This window comes from Natrinema hispanicum (genome assembly GCF_004217335.1).
In the GTDB taxonomy this organism is placed as follows: domain Archaea; phylum Halobacteriota; class Halobacteria; order Halobacteriales; family Natrialbaceae; genus Natrinema; species Natrinema hispanicum.
In genome coordinates, this window is the sequence record NZ_SHMP01000003.1 from 572,727 (window position 1) to 586,643 (window position 13,917).

At 65.5% G+C, this 13,917-nt stretch carries 12 protein-coding genes; all 12 read right to left on the bottom strand.

Features of this window, described 5'->3' with window-relative positions; all coding sequences use genetic code 11:
• Window positions 1-50 precede the first annotated feature (50 nt).
• The 12 genes from pheT to BDK88_RS03665 all read right to left on the bottom strand — a co-directional run bounded on the left by pheT (window position 51) and on the right by BDK88_RS03665 (window position 13,726).
• Entirely contained in the window at window positions 51-1,763 is a 1,713-nt protein-coding gene (pheT, locus tag BDK88_RS03610) for a phenylalanine--tRNA ligase subunit beta (protein ID WP_130499198.1), read from the bottom strand.
• Window positions 1,763-3,289, bottom strand: a complete 1,527-nt coding sequence (pheS, locus tag BDK88_RS03615) for a phenylalanine--tRNA ligase subunit alpha (protein ID WP_130499199.1) — start codon at window positions 3,287-3,289, stop codon at window positions 1,763-1,765. The genes pheT and pheS overlap by 1 nt, the downstream gene beginning before the upstream one ends.
• A gap of 324 nt (window positions 3,290-3,613) precedes the next feature.
• Window positions 3,614-4,864, bottom strand: a complete 1,251-nt coding sequence (locus BDK88_RS03620; protein WP_130499200.1) for a hypothetical protein — start codon at window positions 4,862-4,864, stop codon at window positions 3,614-3,616.
• A 138-nt stretch (window positions 4,865-5,002) separates the two neighbouring features.
• Window positions 5,003-6,583 (bottom strand): tryptophan--tRNA ligase, encoded by a 1,581-nt coding sequence (locus BDK88_RS03625; RefSeq protein ID WP_130499201.1) that lies wholly within the window; start codon window positions 6,581-6,583, stop codon window positions 5,003-5,005.
• 65 nt (window positions 6,584-6,648) lie between these two features.
• A complete protein-coding gene (locus BDK88_RS03630; RefSeq protein ID WP_130499790.1) occupies window positions 6,649-7,797 on the bottom strand; it encodes an FtsZ/tubulin family protein in 1,149 nt (382 codons plus the stop codon).
• Window positions 7,798-7,912: 115 nt separating this feature from the next.
• The gene (gene endA / locus BDK88_RS03635; protein ID WP_130499202.1) at window positions 7,913-8,980 is read right to left on the bottom strand and encodes a tRNA-intron lyase; all 1,068 of its coding nucleotides are present in this window, start codon (window positions 8,978-8,980) and stop codon (window positions 7,913-7,915) included.
• A gap of 283 nt (window positions 8,981-9,263) precedes the next feature.
• Complete coding sequence (locus tag BDK88_RS03640; protein WP_130499203.1) at window positions 9,264-10,040, bottom strand: DUF91 domain-containing protein; 777 nt, start codon at window positions 10,038-10,040, stop codon at window positions 9,264-9,266.
• 46 nt (window positions 10,041-10,086) lie between these two features.
• Complete coding sequence (locus BDK88_RS03645; RefSeq protein WP_092932016.1) at window positions 10,087-10,317, bottom strand: Lrp/AsnC ligand binding domain-containing protein; 231 nt, start codon at window positions 10,315-10,317, stop codon at window positions 10,087-10,089.
• Between the two features lie 65 nt (window positions 10,318-10,382).
• A complete protein-coding gene (locus BDK88_RS03650; RefSeq protein ID WP_130499204.1) occupies window positions 10,383-11,069 on the bottom strand; it encodes a hypothetical protein in 687 nt (228 codons plus the stop codon).
• Between the two features lie 162 nt (window positions 11,070-11,231).
• Window positions 11,232-12,359 carry a helix-turn-helix transcriptional regulator gene (locus tag BDK88_RS03655; RefSeq protein WP_130499205.1) on the bottom strand — a complete coding sequence of 376 codons (1,128 nt, stop codon included), beginning with the start codon at window positions 12,357-12,359 and terminating at the stop codon, window positions 11,232-11,234.
• A 316-nt stretch (window positions 12,360-12,675) separates the two neighbouring features.
• Window positions 12,676-13,047: a hypothetical protein gene (locus BDK88_RS03660; protein WP_130499206.1), complete on the bottom strand. Its 372-nt coding sequence runs from the start codon at window positions 13,045-13,047 to the stop codon at window positions 12,676-12,678.
• A gap of 10 nt (window positions 13,048-13,057) precedes the next feature.
• Complete coding sequence (locus BDK88_RS03665) at window positions 13,058-13,726, bottom strand: hypothetical protein (protein WP_130499207.1); 669 nt, start codon at window positions 13,724-13,726, stop codon at window positions 13,058-13,060.
• Window positions 13,727-13,917: the final 191 nt, after the last annotated feature.

Genomic DNA, 13,917 nt, shown 5'->3' on the forward strand with positions numbered 1-13,917 from the left:
CTGAACCGCACCGACATGGCAACGCCGGACTAGAGAAAAACTGCTTCTCCTCAGCGCAGCGCCTCGAGGTCGAACTCGAAGGCTGAGACCGGCACCTCGAGGTCGTGTTCGACGAGCACCTTCGGGTGGACTTCGCCGATCACGCCGACTTCCTCGCCGTCGATGACGACTGCTGCAGTTCGACCCGAAATGAAGGTCGGGTGGTCGGTCGGAGGCGTCTCAACCTCGACGTCGAAGTTGCGCGCGAGCGCCTGCAGGCGGGCCTTGGCGTCCTCGTAGCCAGCATCGTGGCTGGCGAGGACGGCCCCAATGCGGCGACCCTCCGTGACGCCGGTGTTTTCGTCCTCGTCGACCTCGGCTGCGAAGCCGATCTCGGCGAGGTCCTGCGGGTACGCGCGGTGAGTATTGCGCTCTAAGACCATCAACAGCGAGGGCATGACCCAGGTCCGCAGCATCGTGAAGTCCTCGCTGTAGGGCTCTTTGATCGTTGCCGGCTCGCCGGCACCGTAGGCGTCCGCGCCCGACTCGATATCGAGTCGATCGTAGTTTTCCTCCTCGCTGATCATGTGGAAGTTCAGGAGGTCCTCAAAGCCCAGCCCGACGAGTGACTCGCGGACCGCGCGCTCGAGGCGGGAGCGCTCGTGGCGGCCGCCGACAGTTCCCACGTCGGGATAGCGGGGCTCGAGATCGTTGAAGCCGTAGGCGCGCCCCAGATCGTCGATAATGTCGAGCGGGTGAAGGACGTCGACGCGGTAGGGCGGAATCGTCACCTCATAGACCAGCTCGCCATCCTCGTTTTCTTCCTTTTCGGCCTCGAGTCCCGACCGCTCGGCGAGATCGATTACCTCGTCGGGGTCGAACCCGATCCCGAGGATGGTCTCGATTCGATCGTGGGCGACCGTCTTCGTCTTCGTCGAGAGATCGGGGCGGACGAGTTCGCTGTCCGGATACTCGACCGTTACCTCTTCGAGCGTGGCCCCGCGTGCCGCAAGCGCGTAGCAGACGATGTTGAGCATCTTGTCGATCGTCCACTGGTCGGTGCCGGTCATCTCGACGAACAGGTCCCGCGAGTCCGTCGAGACCTCGCTCCGGCGACCGTTGATCACCGGTGGGAACGAAAACAGCCCGATGTCGTCGTAGATCGCGGGGTAGCGTTCGTACTCGCTGACCAGATCAGCATAGGTCTGACCGGTCTGGTGGTGCTCGAGTACCTCCGCGGGCGTCATCTCCGCGTCGGAATCGAGGGGAACGAACCGGTCGCCGTCGGGTTCGACACCGACGTACTCGATCGTGGGGTTGCCCTCCGTCGCGGCGCTGCCCTTGAGCATCGTCAGGTCGTGAATCCCGATCGCGCCCTTCGCGCGCTTGCGGCCCATCGTCGCGTGGAGTTTCTCCTGGAGTTGGATGAGCGACTCGAGAGCCTCCTCGTCGAGATCGACGTCGCGGACCACCGCTCCCGTGACGTAGGGGCGCTCGTCTGGAACCGACTCCGCGACTTCGATCGTCCAGTCCGGGGAGTTTGGCGAGGGAACGTGAATCCCTCGCGCGTCGCCATACTGGTAGCGCATCGAACGGGCGACACCCTCGACCGAGAGCCGGTCGAGTCGGTCCGGCGCGAACTCGAGTTCGAACGCGCCGTCTTCGGTGCGGCCCTCGAACTCGAGGCCGAGGCCGAACAGGTCCTCCTTCAACTCTTCGTCGCCTTTCTCCTCGTGGCCAGTCAGGTCACGCAGTTCGTCGGGGTCGATATCGACCGTGGGCATCAGTAGGTCACCTCCGTCTCGCGCAGCAGTTCCAGGTCACACAGCGTTCCGTGGATGTCCCGGATGTCCTCGAAGCCGTACATCAGCATGAGCAGTCTCTCGAGGGCCAGTCCCCAGGCCATCACGTCACACTCGACGCCCAGCGGCTCGAGCATTTCCTCGCGGAAGATACCCGAGTTGCCGATCTCGACGAGTTCGCCGGTCGTCGGGTGGGTGCCGAACAGCTCGAAGCTGGGTTCCGTGTAAGGGTTGTAGTGGGGCTTGAACTGGATGTCCGTGATGCCGAACTGGGAGTAGAACTCCTCGAAGGTGCCCATCAGATCGCGCACCGAGAGGTCCTCGGCCATCACCCAGCCCTCGATCTGGAAGAACTCCAGCAGGTGGGTCGGATCGAGCGTGTCGTTACGATAGACTTTCTCGACGCTGAAATAGCGCTGTGGCGGCTCGAGCTCACCGATCTCCTCGCCGGAGAGATATCGGGTCGACAGCGAGGTGGTGTGGCCGCGCAGGGCCAGCGCCCGCGCGAAGTCCTCGTCCCACGGGGAGTGATAGCCCTCGCCGTCCGGGCCGACGCCCTCCTTGTGGGCGCGCTCGACGCGATCGACGAGATCTTCGGGCAACTCGTCGATGTGGGTCGGCTGCTCCAGAGCGAACCGGTCCCAGTGAGTCCGCGCCGGGTGATCCTGGGGCATGAACAGGCAGTCGTTGATCCAGAAGTCCGCGTCGACGTGGGGGCCTTCCATCTCCTGGAAGCCCATCCCCACGAGGACGTCCTTGACGCGTTCGGCGGTCTGGCGCAGGATGTGAACCTTGCCGCCCTCGAACTGTTCGGCGTCGGCCTCGACGTTGTACTCGGCGAACTCGACGTCTTCCCACTCGCCGCTGGTGAGCAGTTCGGGGGTGACCTGGCCGACCGTCTCGGCGGTCTCGATCCCCGCCATCAGCTCCGTGACGGCGAGTTCGGTCAGCGTTACCTCACGGACCGTCGACTCGCGGCGCTCGAGGAGACCGCGGCGCTCGAGTTGATCCAACGTGTCCGAGTCAATATCGACGCTGTCGACCGGCGCAGCGTCGACATCGGCGAGTTCCGCGAGCGCGTTCGCCTCTGTGTCGGCCGCCGGATCGGCGTCGGAGTCGGCCGTGATCGCGCCGCTGTCGATGACGCCGTAGCCCTTGCGCGCGTAGTTCGAGAGTGCGATATCGACCGCACCGCCCTCGAGCCCAGACGCGCCGATGACCTGGCCCATCGAGACCGGCTCGTCATCGGCCCCAGCCTCGAGCGCCGCCTCGTAGAGCCGGACCTCGGGGAGGGCGTCACCGGCGTACTCGCGTCCCTCGTCGGTGAGCGCGACCGTTTCGTCGACGCGTTCGCTGACGGCGACCAGTCCCTCGTCCTCGAGTTCGAAGACGGCCCCGGTGACGGTTTCGGGGGGGACCTCGGTCGCCGCGGCGAGGGCGTCGACGGACGTTGCCTCGTCCGCACTTGCGGCCTCTAAGACCGCGACCTGTTGTGCTGGAAGTTGCATTCGCTTGTTTGGATGGCTGCGTGTCGGTCAGTTAGCGGTTCCGATACTGCCCGAGGCGGTCCCGGCAGCGGCGTCGAACGGTCGGTTTCGCCGCACGCGTCCGGTATGGACACACGCGGATCCACCGGCCCGGCTCACCGGGTGAAAAAGAAGTCGAATCCCGTGTGTGGCCGCTGTGGCTGCTCGCCGACACCGGAACACGCACGCCGTTCGCGGGATTCGAGTGCCATATCCAGGATGATTCGCGAGCGGGCTAAAAACGTTGTGATACGCGTCAGCATACCGTTCGGCATCCGTCCGCCGGCCGCGGCCACTCACAGATCGTCACCCGTTCGGCACGCGCGTCGTCTCGAGCGAGCCCGAATCGACCCATTCGAACCCTTCCTCCTCGGCAGTCGCCGTCGCTTCAGGGATCGCCGCGGGGTCGAACTCCTCGGTAAACTCGATGCGGACCGCCTCGGATTCGGTGGCGGGCAGTTCGGGCAGGAAGTCGTCGTCCTCGAGCAATCCCCGCACCGAGACGGTCCCGCCGGCGTCGAGCGCGGCCCCGAGCGCACGATACCGGTCGTCGTCGGACCCGCAGTCGACGTCCGTCCCGAACGAGTCGTTCGTGACACGTGTCGTCTGGCTGGATCCCGAGAGCGTGCCGAAATCGTCGGTGTCCGTCGATCGACTGTTCCGACTCGAGGTCTCTGACCACGCCGGTGTGGAGCCGTCCTCCAATTTGCCGTCGGCGTCGTCCCGGTGTCGCGAGCGTGCGGGCGTCCCTCGCAGTTCGAAACCGTCGGTCTCGCTCGAGCCGTCCGACATCGACGCTGTATCCGAACGCGTCGACGGCTCCGCTTCGTCGATGAGCGAGTCGACACTGTCGCTCTCGTTTTGAGTGCCCGTTTCTCTCCCACGAGTGTCACACTCGAGCGCCCACGGCGGCCACGGCTCGCCGGTTGCCGCCCCGATCACGTCGTTGGCCGTTGCATCGGGAACGTACGCCGCGAGCCCATATTCGGGACACAGCGGCTGCTCGACGGCGTCGATTCGCGGGCCGTAGCGATCGCGGAGCCGCTCGAGCTCGGCTTCGTCGATGAGGGCAGCCCGCCAGCGGTCAACACCAGTCGAGAGAAGGACGAACCGTGCGTCGGTTCCGTCGAGGACGGCGTCGTTGATCGCCCACAGGACGGCCGGGAGGTTGTCGGTTCCAAGCGGCGTGTCGGGATACGTGACGGTCGTCTCACGCTGTCGGTCGTGGTGATCGGCCGCAGTGATGTCCAGCCCGTCACGCGTGTGAGAGACGGACAGCGACCAGCCGATGGCCTCGAAGACGGCGACGAGTTCCGACTCGAGGTCGGCTGCTGCGTACCGGGCCGAGCAGGCGAGCCCGCGGTCGCTTCGGGTGATAGTCCGGCGCAACACCGTCGTTCGGTCGACACCTGCCGCGAGCGTGTCGGCAAGCGCCGCCTCGAGAGAGCTATCGCTGGCCGGTGCATGCTCGAGGTCCGCCGGTGTGACGCCGAACGCACCGAGAACGTCAGCGGAGACCCAGAGGTCGTCGTCCGACGGGCGGAGGGACCGACCCATCAGTACTGCTTCGTTTCACGAACAACCGTATATAGCTTCGTCAGACATCAAGTCCCGTCCTCGTTCGCGCCCGAAACTCGGTCGCACGGACGTTAGGCGGTGCCACGACCGGACGGAAACCGCGTGTGGATCGGCCTGCTAGCGACGACGCGGTGACTCGAGTTCGATATCGACGTCTTCGAGCAGGTCCTCGACTTCGTCGCGTTTCTCCTGGTGTTCCTCGAGGAACTCCCGCATCAGCTGTGCTGCTTGCTCCTTGCAGTCGCCACAGAGACGTTCGCCGCCGACACACTCGTCGTAGACGCGCTTGGCGAACTCGTCGTCGTCGCCGGAGAGCAGATAGGCGTAGAGTTCGTAGACGGGACACTCGTCGGCCTTGCCGCCTTTCTCGCGTTGTTCCTCGGCGGTTTCGCGGCCGCCGGTCGTCGCCGCCTTCACCTTGTTGTAGCCGTCCTCGGGATCGTCGAGGAGCGAGATGTGAGAGGCCGGAATCGAAGAGGACATTTTCCCGCCAGTCAGGCCAGTCATGAATCGGTGGTAGATCGACGACGGTGGCTGGAAGCCGTGGCCGCCAGTGTCGACTTCGACCTGACGGGCGAGTTCCTCGGCCTCGGCGAGATCGATCTCGAAGGCGTCGACGTGGTTCTCGTAGACCCGCTTTTCGCCCTCGATGGCGTCGATCAGCGCGTCGAACGCCTCGTCGGTCGCCCGCCGGTCGGAAAATCGGGTTCGCGGCCGGATCGGTTCCATGCCGGCCTCGTTCAGCTTCGTCAGGACCGAACTCAGCGTGTCGGCGTCGGCCTCGAGATCCGACAGCGGCGTCTCCTCTACCGCTTCGGCGACGTGGACACACCGGAGCGTGTCGTCGTCGAACTCGGCGGGCTCGAGTCGCTCGTAGAAGTCGGCGACCAGATCCCGTTCGTCAGGCTCGAGCTCGAAGCTGGCGTAGGCCTCGCTCACCTTGAAAAAGCGCATCCGTTCGGCCAGGTCGCGGGCGAGCCGGACGTGAGGGTCCTGATCGGGACCGACGGGGATGACGGTGGGTTTGGGCTCCTCGAGTTGCGGGTAGAGGATGTCGGCCATCTGGGTGACGACTGATTGCATGTGCGAGACGTCGGTCTCGCCGTCGAAGCCATAGATCGCCTGCAACTCCGAGAAGTTGGCCTCCGCGCCGAGTTCGAACGCCAGGTCCTGCAGCTCGCGGTTTTCGGACTGGCGATAGAGCGTCCCCTCCTCGGGGTCGAAGCCGAGCGCAAGCAGCGAGAGCAGGTAGTCGCGTGCGTGCTCGTCGATTTCCTCCCAGCTCATCCCGCGGGCGGAGTTGGCCTCGAGGTCGGCGATCAGGGCGTAGGCGTCGGCCCCCTGTTGCTGGTGCCAGATGATCTCGTCGAAGACCAGCTTGTGGCCGATGTGGGGGTCGCCGGTGGGCATAAAGCCCGAGAGGACGGCTGCGGGCTCGTCGTTTTGCAGCGCCTCGGCGACCGGGCGATAGTCCCGGTGGCCGAAGATGACGCCGCGGCGCATCAGGTAGTGCGGATTGGGTACCTCCTCGAGTACCTCATCGAACTCCTCGATGCCGAACTCCTCGAACAGCTTGCGGTAGTCGGAGACGCTCGAGGACCCCCAGGGGTCAAGCGCAACGTCGTCGGCACCTGCAGCCCCTCCGTCAGTCAGCGGTTCCCCTGACTCGGACTCCTCGAGTGGGTCGTCTCCGGTCATTACCCGGGTTTGGCTCGGCAGCGCGCAAAAGCCTTCGGCTTCGGCCCTGACGATGCGGCGCGGACTTACGGCTCGGGCGGCCGCTCGGCGACCGCCCGCAACGCCGCGAGCCGGTCCGACTCGACGCCAGCGAGGACAACCCCCGCGAAGACGGACTCGCCGTCGGGTCGTGGTGCGTCACCGCCGAGGACGCCCGCCCCGTCGAGTGCCGACTCGAGGGTTTGTCGCCCCTCGGCGATCGCCTGGCGGTTGAGCCACGCCGGCGGCCCGCCAACGATCAACAGGCCGCGTGCGGCCGTTTCGGGGTCACACTCGAGGGTGAGCTTGCCGCGGATCCCCTTTCGGATCACGGTCTCGATGGCGCTGACTGCCTCGCTCGTCTCGACGTCAGGCGGCGACGAGAAGAGTCCGAGACCAAAGCGCGACCCGCCCGTTTCGACAGTCAAGTCGTCGTAGCCGAGCGTGACGATGGCCGACTGGTCGCCGACGATCCGCCGAACGTCGCTCGCGTCGATGACGGTCTGGGCGACCGCGCCATCCGATCGCTCGCCGGCAGCGAAGACAGCCTCGACTCGCGTCGCCAGTTCGCGGTTACAGCGGTCGCGAGCGTCAGCGAGCGATTCGACGGGGTGGAGCCACGCCTCGTTGTCGAAACAGATGATGGCGCTTGCGACCCCATCGAGTCGCTCGAGGGTGGCGACCGCGTTCGTCGCTGCGTTCGGTCGTGGTGGTGTCTCGGCGGTCGGATCGCGTGTGTGGCGTCCCGGGCCCGACCCCGACGTGTCGGCCGTGGCATCGAACTCGCGGTCGGCCGGCAACGTCGCGAGGACGTAGACCGGCACGTCGTAGCGCTGTTGGAGCGCCGCGACGAGTGCGGGGGCCGTTCCGCCGCCAGTCGCTCCGCCGAGGCCGACCGCAACGAGAATCGCGTCGGCCGTCGGGATATCTCGATCGCGCCGCTCGAGAAGGTCGTCTGCGTGCTCTCGGCCGAGCGGTAGGCCTCGCTTAAGGTCGCCTTCGAGGCCCCCGTCGCTGTCGGGTAGGCCGTACTGGACGCAGTGTGACTCGGGGATGACGGTTCGGTTCAGGGCCGCTTCGTCGGTGTCGAAAACCGTGACGTCGGTGAGAAACGAGTGCTCTGCCGGCTCCGCCGCACGGATCGCGTCAGCGATCCGACAGCCCGCGCCGCCGACGCCGAGTACCTCGAGTTGCATGGTGCGATCCTCGTCCGTCGGGGCTTTCATACTGTCGGACGCCACGGTTCACACGCTGGTCGCACTCGAGATGTGGTCGGGCCAGACACCCGCTACTGACAGCCAACAGACAGTATTAGGGCGTCAGTCGCTCGAGCGACCACCACTCGATTCCGTCGCTGCTATCGGCGTCGTCGTCGACCAGTGCGAACACCATCGTCTTCCGGACGCCGTGGGCGAGTCGGACGTCCAGTGCCAGATCGCGCGGTTCGAAGACGTACTCGGCCGGATGGACCCGGACGAGCAACTCGGAGTGACCCAGGTTTTCGACCGATTCCATGTCGGCATAGGTCCGGAAATCAGCACCGAACTTGTAGCCCGTCTTGGGGACGACATCGCGCTCTCGGAGTTCGGTGTAGACCGTCAGCCGTCGGTCGAACCGCTCGCCTTCGACCTCGCGGCCTCGCTCGCGAACCGTCGCGGGATCGAGGTCGATCGCACCCCGTTCGGCCAGATACGCCGCCTCGAGCAGCGAACACTGCAGCGTCGGTTCGTCGTACTCCCGGCCCTCGAGCGGCTGGCCGTAGAACGTTCGCTCGTAGAGGTCCAAGGGGGGCTCCCAGACGACGACCCGATCGGCCAGCAGGTCGGCCCCGCAGTTGTCGGGCAACGTCGCGTCGGTGCCGGAGGTCCCGGTTGGATCTCGACGATCCACCTCGAAATAGGTGATCTCACTCTCTTCGTCGACGACCGCTAAGACGCCTCCCTGAAGCTCGCTGGCGGGAACGTCCGTTCGCTCGCCGATGACTCGCAGCGCGTACTCGATCTCGCCGTCACGTGGCCCCTTGCCGCGCGGGAAGACCGCGAAGTCGGCCGCACCACCGGGTGGGTTCGGAACCCACGGCTCGGCAGCCGGCGAGAGATAGAAGCCACGCGAGCGCAGGTCCGCATAGACCAGAAACCGCACGTCGAAGTTCTCGCCGGGCTCGCGCGCGACGAACTCCCGAAAGGAGAGTCGCTCGCCACGTTCGTCGACCACCGCCTCGAGATCGCCCCGATACAGCAGGTGGGCTGCCTCGACGGGTGCGAGGGCGATCTCGTTGCCCTCGAGTGGATAGCCATACCCCCGCGAATCGTGATACCGCTGACGTGCGTCGCCGCCGACATGGACGACGCCGTCGTCGAACCGCCCCTCGAGTGTCATAGCGGGTGTTGGGCGGCCGCGACTAAGGGGCTGCGGATCGATTCTCGTCAGTAAATTACGACCGAACATCTGTCTCTGGTACAGCCACTCCGAAAGCCCCTGTCGCGCTCGGCTCCCACGACTCGCTGTGGTCCTCGTTCGCTCGCGATGCTCGCTCACTGCGGTCCTTGCGTCGTCGGGGTTCGCCGAGCGCGCCAGCCCCTTTCAGTCCCACCCACCGCAGTGGCGGCTGGCCGGGGGCTATCGCATGGTGGCTGGTCCACTGTCGGTGTCGGCTGATTGATTAGTCGTCAGCCATAGAGTCGGCCGTGACCGTCCCCTCGAGCGCGCGCTCACAGGTCGCGTCGAGACACCGGATGCCGCTTGCGGTCTCGAAGGTGGGCAGGCCACAGCCACACTCGCCGTCGACGACGCCGGCGGGGACGGCAAAGCCGGTATCACAGTCGGGATAGTGCTCACAGCCGGCGATGAGACCGCCGCGCCGGAGGATCTGGAGGTCGCCGTCACAGTCGAGTTCCGGACAGGCCCACTCGCGGTCGAACGCTTCCTTGACTGCCGCGTCGAGGGATTCACAGTTCCGGTCGAGACAAACGTTGAACGCACGCCCGCGCTCGACGCGCATCTTCGGGAGCCCACAGTCACAATCACACTGGTCGTCCCGGATCGTCGCATCGGCGGGCACGCCATACCGGTCGCCACAGCCCACACAGTGGACGTCGTTCGAGCGGATGAGCGCACTGCCACAGTCCGGACACGTCCCCACGGGCGTGCCGGCCGCCGACGACGGATAGTGTGCGAATCCGTCTTGCTCGTGGGCGGCGATCCGCAGCGTCTGGGTGTCCTTTTTCGCGACGAGCGTGAAGCCATCTCGGCGGTCGCTCGAGACGCTATCGGCGCGAGTCAGCCACGCGACGGGCTGGTAGCCGTCGATGTCGTGGACGAGGACGGTGTTGTCGGGTTTGACGATCGTCGTCACCCGGCCGCGGTACTCCTGGCGGTCGTCAGCCTCGGCGATGACGGTACAGTCACCCGCGAGGACGCGGATCGCATCGTCGATCATGGGCGGGCTGGCCGCGGCTTCGTATGTAAACCCGCGGACAGCAGCCTCAGTCAATACAGACGTACGTTCGTGTCGTCCCGACGCCCTCGAGCGGCCGGATCGTGTCGGTGACCGTCTCGAGGAGATCGCGGGGGTCGTCACCCGTCAACTCGACGATGACGTCGAAATCGCCCGCGATGGCGTATACCCCCGCGATGCCCTCCGCATCACGCAGGGCCTGACACACGTCGTTTTCGGTTCCGGCCGCGGTATCGAGCATCGCATACGCGTCGACCATCCCGCCGAACTACGGTCTCAGGGATCAAAAAACACGAGTGCAGTCGCACTCGCGAGTCGACGGTGTCAGTTCTCGTTCGGCGGAGCGGCAGTTCCGTTCTGGCCGCCCGGCGACTCGGTGGCACTCCGCTGGGACCCACGCGGTTCTCGGCCGTCGCCGATCGACCGGCCGACGTCGTCGCCGGCGATCGAGCGCGCGACCGACGCGGTGTCGGGCCCGCCGAGCTCGGCCGCACGATCGCGCAGCGTTCGGATCGATTCGATATCGATGCCACGTTCGTCGCGCACGTCAGCAGGGAGGTCGGCTGCTGTCGACGCGGCGATTGCGGCCCGGCGCTCGATCGTCCGCATCTCGGCTGCAGTCTGTGCGACTTCTGCACGGTAGCGACCCTCGCTTAGCTCGCCGGCCTCGCGAGACTCGTTCAGCCACTCGAGTCTGGCTTCGAGGTCCGCCAGCCGCCGTTCGCTCGTCTCGAGGTGATCCGCGATCAAGGATGCTTTCGTCGCGTTGGTCTCGGCGTTTGCAAGCCTGATATCGATGGCCCGCGTCGAGACATCACCCTCGAGTTCGGCGTGTTGGACGCCGACGGCCGCAGCGAAGCGTGCGCCGGGTTTGATCGAGTCGGTCTCCGCGTTCGATTCGGGATCGTCCTGGACAGTGGCACTCGAAACGACGTTCGCCGCTGCGACCGGCACTGCGACCGTCGCGACGACGAGGATCGCTGCCAGTGCAATCGAGAGAGATCGGTTCATTGGTGGCTATCGTATCTGTATGGTGATATACGTTCGAGACGATGTCCTGGGTTCAACGACGGTTAACGCCGTTCAACGCCGTTTTCGATCCGGTGCTGTCCGTCGGTTTCGACGAGTTTTGCCGTGGCGCACTCGCCGGTCGGTTCGCGCAGTGAGATCGGGTCATTGTTCGCTGTCACTATCGGTTTCCATCGTGAGCTCATCGGCCTCGGGCAGCGAGAGCACGTTCTCACGGCCGAGGCGGAACGACTCGAGGTCCTCTTCCTCGCGTAAGCCACTGACCACCTTGCTGGTCTTTGCGTCGGTCCAGCCCAGTTCCTCGACGACCGCCTGCTGTTTCATCCGGCCGCCGTTGTCCCTCACAAGTCGAAGGACCTGTTCTTCGTTACTGAGGAGCTCCGTCGCCGGCGTTCCGGTTGCGCTTGCTGCGCTGTCGGTCGCCGCGCTGTCGTCCGCTGTCACCGCCGACTGTGACTCCGGTTTGGACTCGGCTGCAGGGTCGGGATCACTCCGGTTGCCGACCGCCAGCCCCGCCGTCGACGCGCGGTTGCGGTACCACCACGCGCCGACAACACCGAGGGCGACCACGACGACTGCAGCCCCGACGACCGTCGCCGTGCTGAACGGGCCGCCCGACGTGACGACGACTCGAGGCTCGCCGGAGATGAAATCGGTCGATTCGCCGCGCCAGATCACGACGGTCTCACGGTTCTCGTCCGGATCAGGCGTGACCGACGTTTGCTTGTAGCCGTCGGGCCACTCGAACAGCAGTCGCGTCCCGTCATCGAGGTAGATCCCCTCGATGGCGTCGCCCGCCCGGAGTTCATTGCCATCGACAGCGGCGAACCCATGCCAGCGAAACGTGTATCTGACGACGCCGTACTCGCGGGCGAACGACTGGCGCTCGGTCTCGACGGCGAATCCGTCGGCGGACATCTCGCGGCCCGTCGCGTTCTGTGCCGCAGCGACCGTCTCGGTCATCCGATCGGCGAACGACTGCGTGTAATTCCCGGGATCGTCCTGGATGTCATCCCGGAGCGATTCGAATGCCGTCGTGCTCTCGGTGTCGTCGAGCCGGACCCAGAACTCGAGGGTCCACTCGGCGGTCCCGTTCGGCTGGAGCGCCACGTCCATTCGGACCTCGTCCGCATCGAGTTGCGTGTCCTGCAGCTCGAACGGGTTTGACTGCGTGCGGCTGGGGTCCGTCGCCCCGGTCGCGGCCGCAACCGGCCCCGAGCCGGTCACAAGCAGTGCGACGACCATGATCGTCACGCCGACGCGACTGTTCATATACGTCGGTTCTTGCCACCTTAGTTAAAACATGCGAAAGTAAGAAAGAGCGTGCTCACTGCACCCTATCTGCCCTATTCGTCCGATACTGCAGAAAAATATACTATAGTAATCATATTATTTGGCCGATTCCAGATGCTTTAGAGCGAACCGATTCAGTCTGTTCGAACCGCCAGCAGTCGGCAGCGAAAAAAGCGCCAGCGGGGTGGAGAGGGAGCGTCAGCAGGGATCCTTCATACGGTCTGCTGTACCGATGTCCCGGCGTCTCCGCAGGACGGGTCGCGGATACGCCGGCACTGACTGACAGTCGTCCGTATCAAGCCCCCGGCACGCCGAGTGCAGAGATTTGGCCGATACCGAGCAACTCGAGTGCCGCGAGGATGACGACCGCGGCCATCCAGGCGACGACGGCGACGCCGGCCGAGTGCCACCAGCCGAGTTGGTAGCGCCACCTGACGATGCCGATCCACGCGGCTATCGCCAGCAACTCGCCGAGCAGCGGCACCGGCTCGAGGACGGCCCAGACCAACGCACCGAGCAGTGCAGTCAGCACCGCGTGGGCGTAGTCCTGTGCGTCCGAGACGACGTGTGTGCCGACGTGGAGGGCACCGCCGCCTACGAGCAGGCTCACGGCGAACGTCAGCAACCGATCTTCGATGCCGACCGAGGCCGGCGGCGCTGGTGTCATGGGATGTCAGTTAGGCGCTGGTCTGCGTGTCGTCCGATGCTGTCTGGTCGTCGTCGGGCTGTGTGTCGGCAGTCTGCTCGTCGCTCGACTGACGCTGTTCGCTGTCAGGCTGCGTGTCGTCCGACTGGGGCTGTTCATCGTCGGTCTCCTGAGACTGCTCGTCGGTGTTATCGGCGCTGTCGGTGTCGGTCGGCTGCGCTTCGTTGGCGGTGTCAGTCGCGTCGGTCTTGTCAGTGTCGTCGCCCGGCGTCACTACGCTGATCGCCTCACCAAGCCGGCTCCCGAGGTCACCACTCAGGAACGTCGAAATCTTGTCGTGGATCGTGGAGACGTGATCCGGAACCTGCGCAGGGAGGTCGACGGCCGGCCCCTGTCCGTTGCCGTTGTCAGTGTCGGCAGCAGCGCTGTTCTCGCTTCGATTCGCGTTGTCGGCAGCAGCACCGTTCTGGGTGCGGTTGTCCGACGCGGCACTGTTCGCACTCCGCTCGTCGGCAGCGGTGCTGTTCTCGCTTCGATTCGCGTTGTCGGCTGCATCCTGTGCGTTGCTCTCTGCGTGGTCGTCGAGACGATCCGCGCCCGTGTCGACATCGACGGGTGCGTTTCCGGGTGCCGCGGCGGCGACCCCGCTCGCTACGATCAGTGCTGCGAACACGGCAGCGATGAGCGTCGTTCGGTTCATAGCTTGCACCCGATGCTCGGTGGTCTGATGGACTTGAAGGGGGATCGTGGTGAACGCGGTTTGCATCCGTTTACGACCATTTAACCGACGTTTTCGGGGGTTTGTGACCCATTCAACGTGGATCGAACGAGGGCGAGTCGACGGCGGACAGGAGACCTCGATTCGGCTCCAATACCTTGCCGACCGCGCCG